A 13,657-nucleotide genomic window follows, 5' to 3' on the forward strand; every position below is an offset into this window, starting at 1 on the left:
CATCTCCTGCCTGGCGGTTCAGTTCGTCACCGGCTGGTCGCGCAGCTGGCCCGAGTGCAGCGCATCCCAACCGGGATCGATGGGAAGGTTGATGCCGAACTGGTTGGCGAAGATGTCGCTGACCAGCTCGTAGCACGAACCCATGCGGACGACCTCCATGGTGGAGAAGTCGATCATTGTCGACGAGCGGCGGTATAGGTGGTACTTGCGCAGGCCGTAGTCGACGACCAGATCGACCGCGTCGATGATGGGCTGTTCGATGTCCTGCACGCGGAATTTCGGTCCGGTACCAGTGAGGTTCGCTGATGACCCTAGCAACGGCACCCCGTTGCGGTGTGCGATCTGGACCACCGCGTCCTGAAGCGCGCCAGCGTTGACCAGCACCGCCAGAGTGTCGCCGACAGTGCTTGCTGCGAGCGTCTCGGGCTCGATGGCCGCTACCACGGGGTGGGAGGCGTCGTAGGGTCCGACGACCGCCAGTGGAAGACCCGCGTCGAGTACGACGGCGTCCACGATGTCCTGTTCACGTCGGCCGAGCTGGTGGACCTCGCGGTGAAGTTCGTAGTTGCCTGCCATCGCATTGCGCTTGTGCGCTGCCCGTCGCTTGGCCCGAAAGAGTCGGAGCAACGTCTCGGAGGCGCTGGCGATAACCCCATAGCCGACGTCGTTCGGCGTAATCGCGGCGCCGCCGGCGGCCACCGTCTCGTAGATGCGCTGCGCATCGCTGTGAATGTCGTATCTGCTCATGGCATCTCCGTTCCCGTGGCATCGCTCGCCTACTGATGCCAATCTGGACAGAGCACCCAAGACCGCGCAAACTTGGTTTCGTCTGCTGAAACCAACGAGGTGCGATGACAAGGACCCGGCAAACGGCGCAACGTGCCCAGCCAGACCTTCTGCGGAGGCCGCTGCGGGTGCTCGAAGCGCTTGCAGCGATGGAACAACCCGCCAGTTTGCTCGCGATCGCGTCGGCCGTGGGATTGTCCAAGGCGGGTGCGTACCGTGTGTTGCGCGCCCTGCAGGACGAGGGTTATGTCGACCACGCCGGTCGCCGTGGGTACCGCATCGGAAGCCGATCGATCGCACTGGCGTCGCTGGTGGGCCCGCGTCCTGCGTTGTTGCAACATGCGCGTCCGGTGCTGTCCAGGCTGGCCGCCACGGCTCAGGCGACCGCAACAATGCATCTTCGCAGCGGCGAGCATCGGGTCCTCGTGCTCGGCGCCGAGCACAACACGGCGCTGCAGCGTCAGGGCATCCACATCGGGGAGCGGGCGCCGCTCACCTCCGGTTGCAGCGGCCGGGTCATCCTGGCGCACCTCCCAGTCGAAGAAGCGGCCGAGGTCGTTGCGACACACACTGTCGGCAATTCACGTAAAGACCTCGAGTGTGAACTCGATAGGATCCGCGCCGAGGGCTATGCCCTGTCTTTCAGCGAAAACCACCCCCACTTCAGCGGAATCGGTGCCGCCCTGCTCGACCCTGACGACGGCCTTCCGCTCGGGTCAATCGCCGTCGCCGGCCCCGACGAGCAATTGCCGGAAAAAGCACTGCGCCAACTCGCCCGGCCGCTGATCGCGGCGTGCGATGGACTCGCACCACGCCTGGCGGCACTGCTCGGACCGAATTCCTCGGCGCGCATCGAAGCTCTCGACGTCACCATTCAGGACTTCATCGAGGCTGCGTGCGGATGACGGTCGGAAGTCTCCTGCGTGGTTGCACCAGCTGAAACTTAGCTGGCGGGCGAATCGGCGCGGTGGTCAGAGTGAACTCAGCCCACGTCAGCCGTCGGCACTCCGCACCTCGGATGCCGACACCGCCGGGCCGCAATCCCGGACCCAACGGTGCGTCCGAAAACCTTCGCTGAAGGACAGAACATGTCAAACAATTTGCTGAAAGATCACGCGTCGACCGATGCCGGCCACTGGTTGCGGGTCTATTACCTTGTGCGAGCAATGGTTTCGCTGGCGTGGGTCGCTGCCGTCCTCACCGTCGGATCGAAGTCTGCGTTCGTCGCCGGTGCATTACTGCTGATCTACCCGGCGTGGGATGCGCTCGCCAACGTTGTCGACGCTCGGAAAAACGGTGGTCTGCGCAGGAATTCGAGCCAGGCGTTCAACACGGCCGTCAGCAGCCTGGCCACCGTCGCGGTGGCTTTCGGGCTCGCTGCGAGCATGAACGTCGTGCTGGGCATCTTCGGTGTCTGGGCTACCCTGTCGGGCTTGTTGCAGCTGGCAACCGCTGTGCGCCGATGGAAACATGTTGGCGCACAATGGGCGATGATTCTCAGTGGTGCGCAGTCCGCGATCGTCGGTGTTACGTTCTTTTGGAAAGCCGTGGGCCCGACGACGCCCAACGCTGCCGATATTGCACCCTATGCCGCATTCGGCGCCTTCTACTTCTTGGTGTCGGCAATCTGGTTGAGCGTGTCCCGCGCACGCCAGCGACGCCTTGACGCTCGCGAAGAGGCTTCATGAAGACGATCCTGATCACCGGAGTCAGTAGTGGCCTGGGGCGAGCGTTCGCAGTCGCTGCATTGGCGGCGGGACATCGTGTGGTGGGCACGGTGCGTAAGCCGAAGGACGCCAAGGGATTCGAGGAACTTGCGGCGACGAATCGGGCGCACGCCCTCTTACTCGACGTTACGGACGACGCGGCCGTCTTTGCGGCGGTCGCGGATGTCGAAGCGACGGTGGGCCCCCTCGACGTCGTCATCGCCAATGCCGGCTACGGCGTCGAAGGGGTCTTCGAGGAGACGCCCCTCTCACAATGGCGGGCACAGTTCGCCACCAACGTCTTTGGTGTCGCGGCAACGTTGCAGGCTTCGCTGCCGTTCATGCGGGCACGCCGCGCTGGGCACCTGATGGCGGTGACCTCGATGGGTGGGCTGATGGCCGTTCCCGGGATGTCGGCGTACTGTGCGAGCAAGTTCGCGGTCGAGGGCATGCTGGAAAGCCTCCGGAAGGAGGTCTCCGGGTTCGGGGTCCGGGTGACCGCTATCGAACCGGGGTCGTTCCGCACCGATTGGGCCGGTCGCTCAATGACGCGTGCCGACCGTGCTATCGCTGACTACGACACGTTGTTCGATCCCATCCGCGCGGCGCGACTCGCCGCCAGCGGCCACCAGCTGGGTGACCCGGAAAAGGCAGCCAAGGCGGTGCTGCAGATCGTCGACATGGCCGATCCGCCAGCGCACCTGGTGCTGGGTTCGGATGCCCTCCGGCTGATCGGCGAGGCCAGGGCTGCCGTCGACGACGATATTCGGAGATGGGACGCCCTCTCTCGCAGTACGGATTTCGACGATCGTGTGCAACCCGCCACCCGCTAGTGTCCTGCGTCAGTCGCGCCCGCCGCCACAGGCGGGTACCTGCCGGCAGCACGGCGAAGTCCCACTCGCCCGCTCGGTCAACCGGCGATTCCGTGGCGCGGCCAGCTCACCTTGCTCGATTCCGAGGTCGCCTCAATCCACGGCGACATCATTGTGGTCTACCTCTTGGTTGACTCTTACTCCGGCCAGCACACAGTCACCCCTACCCCATGCTCGCGCACGACGGTGGCGATGCGCGTCTTGCAGATGCCACAACATCTGGGCTGGCCGGGCGCCTTCGGCCCCTTATTGCAAGAAAGGCGGGATCGGCACGGGCGGCAACTGCGGGATCGGCAAGCTGCCATCGGGCTGCACTCCTGGCACCGTGGGTCCGACAGCGCCCGACATGAAAAGCGATCCCAGCCCGCCTAGCCAGCGGGCAATGTCGGACTCCGCTTGCTGGTAGGCAGCTGCCGAGTCTTGCAGGAGGAGCACGAATCGGTCATAGAGGTCTTGCGCCGCCGCCGATACTTGCTGCCACTGCTGCCCCTGGGCGCTGAACGCGGCAGCGACGGCGCCGGAAATCTCGTCTGCCGCGGCCGGGACGATGGCCGAGGTGGGCAGCGCCGCCGCGGCGTTCGCCTCGCTGGTCGCCGCACCGATGCCCGATAGGTCGCTCGCCGCCGTCGTGAGTGCTTCTGTGATGACCCTCATGGCGATAATCCCTGTGCCTAACCCCCGGTTCGCCCGAGTCTACTCAGGTGGGCGCTGTGCACGGGTTATTCGACAATTTCGTCACCCCGGCGTGATGCGCCACCACGCTCAGGCGGGCTGTGTGACGGCAGTTGCGGTAGTGGCGTTGTTGTCAGCTCGGGAAGGGGTCGGAATCCTGTTAGCTCCGTTGAGTTTTGCCAGGTCCGGTTCGGTGGGATTTGAGATCTTTCCAACTTTCGTCAGAAACTCGACGCACTTCAAGGCTTGGCGTCCCATGATCCGCCCCATCTCCGTGTAGGCCGCAAATTGCCCTTCGTTGAACCATTGGTCCGACGTGGGGTCGTGGGGGAACACGCCGTTCTCGGCGGCATAGGTCAACAGCCACTCGGGGAAATCCCGGCACAGCACCGCTTTGGCGAAGATCAGCACGCCGCGACGTTCCTCTCCTTCGGTGAGGCCGGAGGCCGCGGGGTAGGTGATGAGCCCGATCGCGACCGTCCTCTTGGCGAGCCGGCCGTTCAAGCTATAAAACGCGTCTCCCGGTTTGAACGGCTCGCCGGAGCCGGGCGTGAGGTCGCGCAAGGAGTATCCGGGGAAATCGTCGAACGTGACCGTCACGCCGAGTTCGTATTCGGCCAGCCGCAGGGCGTCGGCCAGCCCGCTGGCCAAGGGCGGGGCGTCGCCCCCGCCGTCGACGCAGAAGATCAATCGGCTGCGGCGGCGCAGCGCCTCGACCAGTCCGAGGTTCTCGTAGTGGCCGCCGTCGGTGACCTGCACCAGCCGACCATCGCTGTAGTTGAAACCGAAGAGCTCGCGATAGTAATAGCCGGCGCCACGCATGGCGGGCAGCGACCTCGGCCAGGGCCTCGTGTTGTCCTTGGGGTCGAGGCATTGGTCCGTCTCGGCGCCCGCGAGGTTGGCCACGAATTTCGGATTGGGCAGCCAGGTGCCCAGGCGGGCTCCAGAAATGGCCAGCAGCTTTTCGAATCCTTTCTGATGGCGCCCCATCGCCGAGGCGAATGCGGCGCCACTGACCGCGACCGCCGTCAAGACCGTGAGATCGCGCTTGATTCTCGGCGGCGATTGGCCAAATAGTCCCGCGGTCTTCAGCCATCCCAGATCGGGGCCGCCGATGTAATCGTGGCTCATCACATAGGACACCGCGTTCAGTCCCGGGGCGGGCTTGTCCTTTCCGGTGATGGTGGCGGCGGCCGCGAACACGAACTTTGGGCCGCCGACCGGCACTTCGCCAAACTCGTCGAACCAGGTGAATTTGTTGGGGTGGAAGGCTTCCGCGTGCCAATGGTCGCCGTGCTTGACGCGCTGGACGGCGAACGCCTGGCCCAATCGGGACCGATAAAAGGGATTCAGGCTGAGCGAGGCGATATCCACCGAGCCGACCCACAGCATGGTCAGCAGTAGCAGCCCGGGGAGCCACCACGAGGAGAACGGCATCTGGAAAAAGGTGTTCTCCTTTCCATCGGCGGTGGCGTGCGCAAACACGTTTGCCGCGAAGCAGCCCAGGGTGATCAGCCAGGCGACCAGCAAGGCGGCCAAGGTCGCCATCACCAGCACCAATGCGACGACGCCCGGCGGCAACAGCCGTTTCAACGACGAAAGTTTCGTCGCCTCCTTCGACAACTTGTCGCGGTCCTTCCACACCATCGCGGCGATCGCCGCCAGGTAGTTCAGGCCAACCAACCCGGAGACGGCCGCGGCGGCGCCGCCCTGGTTCCCTGGCGCGCGCTCACCCAGCCACCAGCAGAGCCGCATCAAGGCGGGCAATCCGGCGACCACCGCCAGCACCAGCACCGCGAATACTGCGCTGCCGAACGCGAGGCCCTGCAGCCGCAGTTTCAGCCACTCACTAAAGCTCTTCCACGACACGAACTCGACGAACATCGCCGCGCCCGTGAAGAACACGGCGAAAGCCGCGAAGGCGGCGACCGCGTACCACGACGCGGAATGCGCTGTCAGGCAAGGGAGAGCGGGCGGGCCACCGAGACTTGGATTCGGCACCGGAACGATCACGGCGAAGGAGAAGACGGAGCGAGAAAACAGATAGCCGAGCACCGAGCCCAGCACCGCGGGCAGGGTGAAGAGGATGGCCATCGATGCGATCAAATTCTTCAATACGATGGTTAGCGCCACGAGCAATTCTCCGGGCGAGTCCGCGATATAGCTTGAGTGCCTGCGGAAATGATCGAATTCGGGCGATCCCTCCTCGAAACGCTCTGATAACAAAGGGCTTTCCTTGTCGTGCACGGCGAGCAGTCGCGCCCCGGCGGTGTAACCCCCGCCGGATACCGATATCACGTAGTCGACGGCGTCGATGAGCTTGGGAGCCGCCGCCCTGCGCCGGAACCGCCGCCTGATTTTCGGCGTCAACTTGATCGGGGGCGCCTTCGAGAACTCTTGCGTCACGCCCATCGCAATGCAGGCCGACCGCACCCCGCCACCGGACAGGCAAATGGCCTGGACCGGGTCGCCCTCCCGGGATTTCCTGACTTTCTCGGCACCCGGCACGTAATACGCGTTGGCCCAGCTCAATTCGTCCGTCTTTGCGCGCGCGGCGGGAGGTTCTGCTTGCAGACCGCGCCACCAGGTGGCGCGGATCGAATCGGAGCAGGCGATTTCGGTCTTGCCCGGGGCGCACGCCTTGAACCACCGCGAACCCGCCACCGCCTTGCGCAGGTAGGCGCGCAACGACCGCCACGGCCACGTCAGTGCGGAAGAGCAGGCCCCCAGCCACCGCCACCTCTGCGCCAGCGCGGACACGCCCTCCCGCAGCCGCCGGGACCAGGGCACTAGTGCGCGCAGGAAAACTCCCAACGTTGCGAGACAGCCGCCGAGGGCCAGCAGCCCCGCACACCATTTGATGATCGACGCCGCGGCCGCGGCCGTGATCAAGTCCGCCGAGTTGTGGTGGCGGAGGGCGTAATCGAGCAGCACATGCTTGGCGAGGTCGGCGCCGACGGTAAGGGCCACCGCGGCGGCGACGTATTTCGCCGCCAGCCGGCCAAACTCGGAGATGGCCCACAGCCTGAAGATCCATGCAAACCCCGTCAGCGCCAGGCCGTACCCGGCGATGAACCAGACGTCGTTGGATAATGCGGCCCGAACCTGGTCGACGGTGGCCGAATCCGGTGACCCGCCGCCATAGAGGTACCTGGCGACGCCGGACGGCGAACCCGGTGCCGGCCATGAAAGCGCCGCTATTGCCACCCCGGCCGCGACGAAGATAGCTGCCGCCGCCGTTTGGGCCAGGCGGGATGTCCGCCATCTCGCTGACTCAGTTTCGGACATGGGGAATCCCCCTCGATCGAGTCGGTGTTAACGCGCGTAGCTGCTCGTTTACCAAACCGCTGCTCCGCGGGACGGAATAGAGTAAGCGACTACCCCAACTCGTTGTAGCGTTGTCACCAGCTCGGAAAGGGGGATCGCGATGCATACCTACGCAGATTCCCCGTGCTCGAGACGGGCAGTGCGGTGCAGCTGCGCTACATAAGCGTCCCGGCCCTGATCGGGGAGGCCGGGGGAGATCCGTGGTTGATCAATCAGAGCCTCCAGGTCGGTCGCCCGGCGCAGATCTCCGAGTTGGCGGAGGCGTTTCACACGGCGGGCCGGTGCACCGCCGAGTCCGACGCCTCGTTCCAGGAAGCGCGCCGCCGCTTCGACGCGGCCTGGAACCACCAGAACGGCGACCATCCGATCAACGACTCCGCCGAGGTGCAGCGGGTGACCAAGGCGCTGGGCGCGCAGTCGTTGCAGCTGCCCAAGATCGGCGCCGACTTGGAAAACATCGCCGCCGCGCTGGCCGAGGCGCAGCGAACCGGCGCGGCGCTGATCTCGACGCTGGAGGGGCAGCTGCAGCAGCTCGACAACGAGATCGGCCAGGCGGTGGAGGCGGAGAAAGACGTCCACCTCACCGCGGCTGAGAGAAAGCTCTTGGAGCTGCACATCGCCGACCTTGAAAACGAAGCGATCGCCGACACCAAATCCGCTCTGGCACAGATCGATTCGGTACGCGACGGCTATTCGAACTACTTGCAGGCAGCGATGGGGACCCTGCGCGCCGACGGCTACGAGCCCGACGTTCTCCAGGCGGTGGACGCCAAACCCGAGATTCCGCCGCCGGGAACGAGTCCGGAGGACGTGAACAGGTGGTGGACATCGTTGACGCCGGGGGAGCGCCAGCAGCTCATCGCCGAGCACCCCGATCAGGTTGGCAACCTCAACGGTGTCCCGGTGCTCGCGCGCAGCGACGCCAACGTGGCGGTGATGACTCAGGACCTCAACCGGGTCCGCGACATCGCCGGCCGCTTCAACGTCTCCCCGGACGACGTGCTGCGCGATCCGGCGAAGTACGGCCTGTCGGCCGCCGACGTCACCCGCTACCAGAACGCCGATCAGACCCAGCAGGGGCTCGATCGCGACTCCGACCACGGCCACAACCCGGTGTTCCTATTCGCTTACGACCCAATGGCTTTCGGCGGTAAGGGGCGTGCGGCGATCGCGATCGGGAACCCCGACCTGGCGAAGAACACCGCTGTGATCGTCCCGGGCACCAGCAGCAGCGTGAAGGGCGGCTGGCTGCACGACGGCCACAACGATGCGCTCAACCTGTACGGCCAGGCCAACGCCGCCGACCCGAGAAACCCCACGGCGGTGATCGCGTGGATGGGGTACGACGCCCCCAACGACTTCAAGGATGTCCAGCGGATTTCCACCCCGGCGCTGGCGCGGACCGGCGGTGAGGCGCTGGCGCAAGACGTCAACGGTTTGTGGGCCACGCACCTCGGGGCCGGCCAGCATGTCACCGTGCTGGGCCACTCGTACGGCTCGACCACGGTGGCCGACGCGTTCGCGTTGGGCCACATGCACGCCAACGATGCGGTGCTCATCGGTTGCCCGGGCACCGACCTCGCACCCAACGCCGCGAGCTTCCATCTCGACGGCGGGCACCTGTACGTGGGCGACGCGTCGACGGATCCGGTCGGCATGCTCGGGGAGCTGAATGGCTTGAGCCACTACGTGAACCGGGACAACATCGGCGGTCAGGTGCTCGGCTTGACCCCCGGCCTGGGCGCCGACCCCGCGGCCGACGGATTCGGGTCCGTGCGCTTCCGGGCCGAGGTGCCCGGCTCCGATGGCGTTAACCCGCACGACCATTCGTACTACTACCACCCCGGAAGCGAGGCGCTCCACAGCATGGCCGACATCACCTCGGGTCACGGTGACGCGCTGGAATCCGACGGCCTGACGGCCCAACACCGTTACCAGCCGGGCAAGGTCACCATCCCGGGCCTGGGTCCGGTCGGACCGGGCATAGGCGGGCTCGTCATCGACCCGGAGTGGGGCCGCGCGCCGGGATCTGTTACCGATGATCATGTCTTCGATGACCAACACCATCACTGAGCGGCAACGCATTTGGCCCCGGCAAGCACGGCTTGCCGCGTTAGTCGTCGTCGTCATGTTGCTAGGAGGGTGTTCGCTGGTGTTTCCGAAACCGCATTCCTCGGGCCCTTCCAACCCCTTTGACGATTCCGCCCACCCGTTGACGGACGATCAGACCAAGGCGCAGGTGATCGAGCCGGCCAAGGAGATCGTCGCCGCCGCGGACCTGCAGGGCGTCGACGGCGGGTTTTCGTTCGCGTCCTGCAATGACCAAGGCGATCCGCCCTATCAGGGCAGGGTGACGATCGGGTTCCTGGTGCAGGGCGACCCGGATGCCTACTTCCAGCACATTCGCGCCGCGATGGCCGCGCACGGATGGAGCGAGGGCGCTCCGCCGGGACAGCACTACCACGGCACCACCCTGAACAAGAACGGTGTGACGGCAAACATGAGCTTGTTGCCCTCGGACCACAGCCGCGGGCAGATCATCCTCTACGGCGAGTGCCGGGACACCACCGACCACCACCACGACCCGGGTGCCGGACTCGATATCACGAGCCAGTTGACCGCCCGCTGAGCCCCGCCCCCCGGGGTATCGGGCTAGCCGGACTCCTTGCGCCCTGCGGCCTTCTTCTGGGACTGGTTACCGCCGCTGCCGCTACCGCTGTTGCGGCTGCTTTGGCTGCTGCCCGGGCTCTTGCCGCCCCTGCCGGAGGCGCCGGGCGAATTCGATATCGCCGCCGCCCTGGACTTGCTCATCCCTTTTTTGCGCAGACCCTCGTACTGCTTGTCGTTCTTGACGCTCGACCCATGATCTTTCGCCACTTTGGTCTCCTTTACACCATGCAGCCCGAATACCCACTTTTCGGACCCCGGTCCGCGTCGGGGGCTGCGATCGGCCACCGCGTTGCCTACGCGCGATTTGGGTACTGATCCAGTTGTCGACCCAGCAATGAGCGAGAGGACCCGATGGCGCCCCGCGATCCCGATGCGACCGAAGCGCTGCTGAAAGAACTTCTGTGGACCTACGGGCCGTGCGGTCAGGAGGACGAGGTTCGAGCCGTCTGCGCCCGCGAGCTGGAACCCGTCGTCGACGACATGTGGATCGACGACGCCGGCAACCTGGTCGGCTACGTCGCCGCGGGAGCTCCCCCCGACGACGCCGCCCACCGGTCGGCCGCCATCGCAGGACCCAGCACCGCGACACGCGTCATGGCGCACATGGACGAACTGTCCATGCTGGTCAAGCGGATCGAGCCGGACGGCTCGCTGCACGTGACCCAACTGGGCACCATGTATCCCGGGAACTTCGGACTCGGCCCGGTCGCCGTCCTCGGCGAGCACGAGACACTCACCGCGGTGCTCACGCTCGGCTCCGAGCACACCACCAAGGAGAGCCCGCGGATCTGGCAGACCAAACCCGATGCGGGTGATCAGGCGCTGGACTGGGAGCACGTCTACGTCTTCACCGGCCGCACCGAAAAGGAGCTTGCCGACGCGGGCGTGCGGCCCGGCACGCGGGTGTGCGTCGAGCGGAGCAAGAGGACGCTGGTCGAGATCGCGGACTATGTCGGCTGCTACTTTCTCGACGACCGCGCCGCGGTGACCGCCCTGCTGCGCGCGGCGCAATTGCTGCGCGAGCGCGGACAGCGGCCCGCCGACGACCTCTACCTGGTGTTAACGACCAACGAGGAGATCGGCGGGGTGGGCGGCTCCTACGCCAGCGCGTCACTGCCGGGCACGCTCACCCTCGCCCTCGAGGTCGGACCCACCGAGCGGGAGTACGGCACCACCGTCACCGGCGGTCCGATCATCGGCTACAGCGATGCCCTCTGCGTCTACGACAAGGACATCGCCGACCGCCTGATGGCCATCGCCTCCAACCGGGGGCTGGAGCCGCAGGCCGCGGTGCTGGGCGCGTTCGAGTCCGACGCCTCCCATTCCAAGGCCAACGGGCTGTCGCCGCGGGCGGCCCTGCTGTGCCTGCCGACGCTGAGCACGCACGGGTATGAGGTCACGTCTCGGGGCGCCATCGACGCCATGGCCGACATCGTCGCCGACTTCGTGCTGCAGCCCGACGGCCACGGCTGACCTCCTCGGGCCGGCCCAGAAAGTCAGAGACCAGAAGTTGAGTAAATCTTTTGCGGTCTAATCCAATGGTATGTAAACTCCGCAATCAAGTGCATCGCCGGTATACGCCGACGGCCCGCACCAGGGGGTGACGCGCAGCACTTCATATAGAGATTGGCGGCCCGAAGATGACCAGCGTTTCATCCTTAGACTCAGTCCAGACTTCCCTCTCTCGACGTCCTCGCTCTCGCCCGAAATCGAGCCCGTCGGCCCCGACGGTCAGCCTCGTCATTCCGGTGCGGAATGAGGCGCGCAACATCGGCTGGGTGCTCGAGCAGCTCGCTGATGAGGCGACCGAGATCATCATCGTCGACGGCGATTCGACCGATGTCACGCTCATCACCGCGCGCCGATCCCGGCCCGACATCCGGGTCGTGCCGCAGCAGGGTCCGGGCAAAGGCAGCGCGTTGCGAACGGGGTTCCTCGCCGCCACCGGTGACATCATCGTGATGATGGACGCGGACGGCAGCATGTCGCCCAGCGAGATCCCGCACTACGTGCATTTCATTGCGAACGGCTACGACTTCGTCAAAGGGTCGCGGTTCATCAGCGGCGGATCGTCGTTGGACATCACGTGGTTTCGGCGGTTCGGCAACTGGTTCTTGCTGTCCGTGTTCAACTCGCTGTACCACGGCAACTTGACCGACCTCTGCTATGGGTTCGTTGCTTTCGACCGTCGCTACCTCGATCACCTCCACCTCTCGGCGACCGGCTTCGAAATCGAGGCCGAGATGACGGTGCGGGCCATGCAGGCGGGATTGCGAATCGCGGAGGTTCCCAGCGTGGAACTGCCCCGTCGCAGCGGAGCGTCGAACCTGCATGCGATCCGCGATGGCATCCGCGTCCTGCGGACGGTGCTGCGTCACCACCGCTCCGGCGTTTCTGGGCACCTGTACCAGGCGGCCCGGCAGGCTGCAGGGCGACCGGCTGTCGGTATGTCAGCCGAAGTGACGGCGTGACTGGCGATGCCCGCCCGCCCGACCGGCTGATTGACGTCAACGACCTGCCGATCGGTTTCATTGACGTCGCACTGAGCATGCCGCCGGCGGAGTTGGTCGGCGAAACGGTTGTGGTCCTGCTGCGTCCCGAGAAGGGCCCCCCGACGGCGGTGCTGAAGGTGGCGCGTGGCCAGCTCAGAGCCGCGAAATTGCGTATGCAGCGGCGCGTGCTCGCCGAACTCGCTGTCCACCAAGGACTTAACGACGAATGGCGCAAACTGTTACCGCGGATACTCGCATTCGACGAGCGCGCTAATGCGGCCGTGTCCGTTGAGTCCTATCGCCGTGGAACAGACCTGGCAGAGGTTCTGGCACGCCGCCCGAACCGTGTCGAGGAGCTGACCGCGGCTGCCCTGAGAGCCATCGCGCCCCTGCACCGCGGAACCGGGACGGCCGCCGTCGTCGACAACTTCTGCCTATTGCGGCGATGGGTCGTCGAACCCCTCGCGACCCTGACGGACGCGTGCCGGCGGCTGGATCCCCATCGGGTTCCCGACATGAACCGGCTCGGCACCGTGCTACGGCAAGCCCTTGTCGGCTGGCGCATGCCGGTGAGTTGGACGCACGGCGACTACACGCCCGCCAACGTTCGGGTCGCCGGCATTCGCGGCCCGGTTACCGGCATCGTGGATTGGGGCGGCGCGCGGCCGGGCCAGCCTGCCTTCATCGACGAGTACCTGATGATCCTGACGGCGAGCTCTCTGGTGGAGCGAACCGATCTGGGCACGGTCGTCGCTGACCGGCTAAGAGCGGGCGGCCTCTCGGTTCGAGAGCGTTCGGCGCTGCGTGCCGCGCACGACGAAGCGGCAGCGGGCGTCGAGCACAGTGAGCGCATCGACGAGCGCATCGCCATCGTGCTGACCTGGCTGCGCCATGCTTCCGGCTCGTGGCGCAAGCGTGAAACTCCGCCAGACCATCACACCTGGTGGGCCACCGATGTGGCTCCGGTGCTCGACGCCGCCGCCGCGTGGCTCGAATTCGATGTTCCGAGCGTGGATTCCCGCGCGGGCCGAGGCGCGGCAAGCATTGTGCCGATGACTAAGCCGACGCGCGTCGGGGGCGCCCCGCAGGCCCGGAGGAACCGGACCGATGGCTGACGATGCAAAACGGAGAG

12 protein-coding genes are annotated in these 13,657 nt (G+C 65.9%); 8 read left to right on the top strand and 4 right to left on the bottom strand.

Annotation, left to right across the window (positions count from 1 at the left end):
• Positions 1 to 18 precede the first annotated feature (18 nt).
• Complete coding sequence (locus A5706_RS26500) at positions 19 to 747, bottom strand: Sua5/YciO/YrdC/YwlC family protein (RefSeq protein WP_068137647.1); 729 nt, start codon at positions 745 to 747, stop codon at positions 19 to 21.
• 104 nt (positions 748 to 851) lie between these two features.
• Between A5706_RS26500 and A5706_RS26505 the strand changes: the two genes are divergently transcribed.
• The 3 genes from A5706_RS26505 to A5706_RS26515 all read left to right on the top strand — a co-directional run bounded on the left by A5706_RS26505 (position 852) and on the right by A5706_RS26515 (position 3,325).
• The gene (locus A5706_RS26505) at positions 852 to 1,691 is read left to right on the top strand and encodes an IclR family transcriptional regulator (RefSeq protein WP_068137649.1); all 840 of its coding nucleotides are present in this window, start codon (positions 852 to 854) and stop codon (positions 1,689 to 1,691) included.
• 183 nt (positions 1,692 to 1,874) lie between these two features.
• Positions 1,875 to 2,474 (top strand): DUF308 domain-containing protein, encoded by a 600-nt coding sequence (locus tag A5706_RS26510; protein WP_068137651.1) that lies wholly within the window; start codon positions 1,875 to 1,877, stop codon positions 2,472 to 2,474.
• Positions 2,471 to 3,325 carry an oxidoreductase gene (locus A5706_RS26515; protein WP_068137653.1) on the top strand — a complete coding sequence of 285 codons (855 nt, stop codon included), beginning with the start codon at positions 2,471 to 2,473 and terminating at the stop codon, positions 3,323 to 3,325. Before A5706_RS26510 ends, A5706_RS26515 begins: the two co-directional genes overlap by 4 nt.
• Positions 3,326 to 3,610: 285 nt before the next feature.
• Here A5706_RS26515 and A5706_RS26520 read toward each other — a convergent pair whose 3' ends face one another.
• Together A5706_RS26520 and A5706_RS26525 are read right to left on the bottom strand one after the other, a co-directional pair.
• Entirely contained in the window at positions 3,611 to 4,018 is a 408-nt protein-coding gene (locus tag A5706_RS26520; RefSeq protein WP_068137655.1) for a PE family protein, read from the bottom strand.
• 108 nt (positions 4,019 to 4,126) lie between these two features.
• Entirely contained in the window at positions 4,127 to 7,324 is a 3,198-nt protein-coding gene (locus tag A5706_RS26525) for a hypothetical protein (protein ID WP_156767347.1), read from the bottom strand.
• Between the two features lie 183 nt (positions 7,325 to 7,507).
• On the opposite strand from A5706_RS26525, the gene A5706_RS26530 reads away from it, so the two are divergent.
• Together A5706_RS26530 and A5706_RS26535 are read left to right on the top strand one after the other, a co-directional pair.
• Positions 7,508 to 9,436, top strand: a complete 1,929-nt coding sequence (locus tag A5706_RS26530; protein WP_068137893.1) for an alpha/beta hydrolase — start codon at positions 7,508 to 7,510, stop codon at positions 9,434 to 9,436.
• A complete protein-coding gene (locus tag A5706_RS26535) occupies positions 9,417 to 9,992 on the top strand; it encodes a hypothetical protein (RefSeq protein WP_068137660.1) in 576 nt (191 codons plus the stop codon). The genes A5706_RS26530 and A5706_RS26535 overlap by 20 nt, the downstream gene beginning before the upstream one ends.
• Positions 9,993 to 10,015: 23 nt before the next feature.
• Here the strand turns inward: A5706_RS26535 and A5706_RS32630 are convergent, their stop codons facing one another.
• On the bottom strand, positions 10,016 to 10,240 hold the full coding sequence (locus tag A5706_RS32630) for a hypothetical protein (protein WP_082964655.1): 225 nt from the start codon (positions 10,238 to 10,240) through the stop codon (positions 10,016 to 10,018).
• 144 nt (positions 10,241 to 10,384) lie between these two features.
• Here A5706_RS32630 and A5706_RS26545 point away from each other — a divergent pair, with 144 nt between their 5' ends.
• The 3 genes from A5706_RS26545 (at position 10,385) to A5706_RS26555 (ending at position 13,640) form a co-directional block, all read left to right on the top strand.
• Positions 10,385 to 11,506: a M42 family metallopeptidase gene (locus A5706_RS26545; protein ID WP_068137665.1), complete on the top strand. Its 1,122-nt coding sequence runs from the start codon at positions 10,385 to 10,387 to the stop codon at positions 11,504 to 11,506.
• A gap of 167 nt (positions 11,507 to 11,673) precedes the next feature.
• Positions 11,674 to 12,504, top strand: coding sequence for a glycosyltransferase family 2 protein (locus A5706_RS26550; protein WP_081665500.1), 831 nt, complete (start codon positions 11,674 to 11,676; stop codon positions 12,502 to 12,504).
• Entirely contained in the window at positions 12,501 to 13,640 is a 1,140-nt protein-coding gene (locus A5706_RS26555) for an aminoglycoside phosphotransferase family protein (RefSeq protein WP_068137670.1), read from the top strand. Before A5706_RS26550 ends, A5706_RS26555 begins: the two co-directional genes overlap by 4 nt.
• The last annotated feature ends 17 nt before the right edge of the window (positions 13,641 to 13,657 follow it).

This window comes from Mycobacterium sp. E796, from assembly GCF_001672815.1.
Lineage (GTDB): Bacteria > Actinomycetota > Actinomycetes > Mycobacteriales > Mycobacteriaceae > Mycobacterium.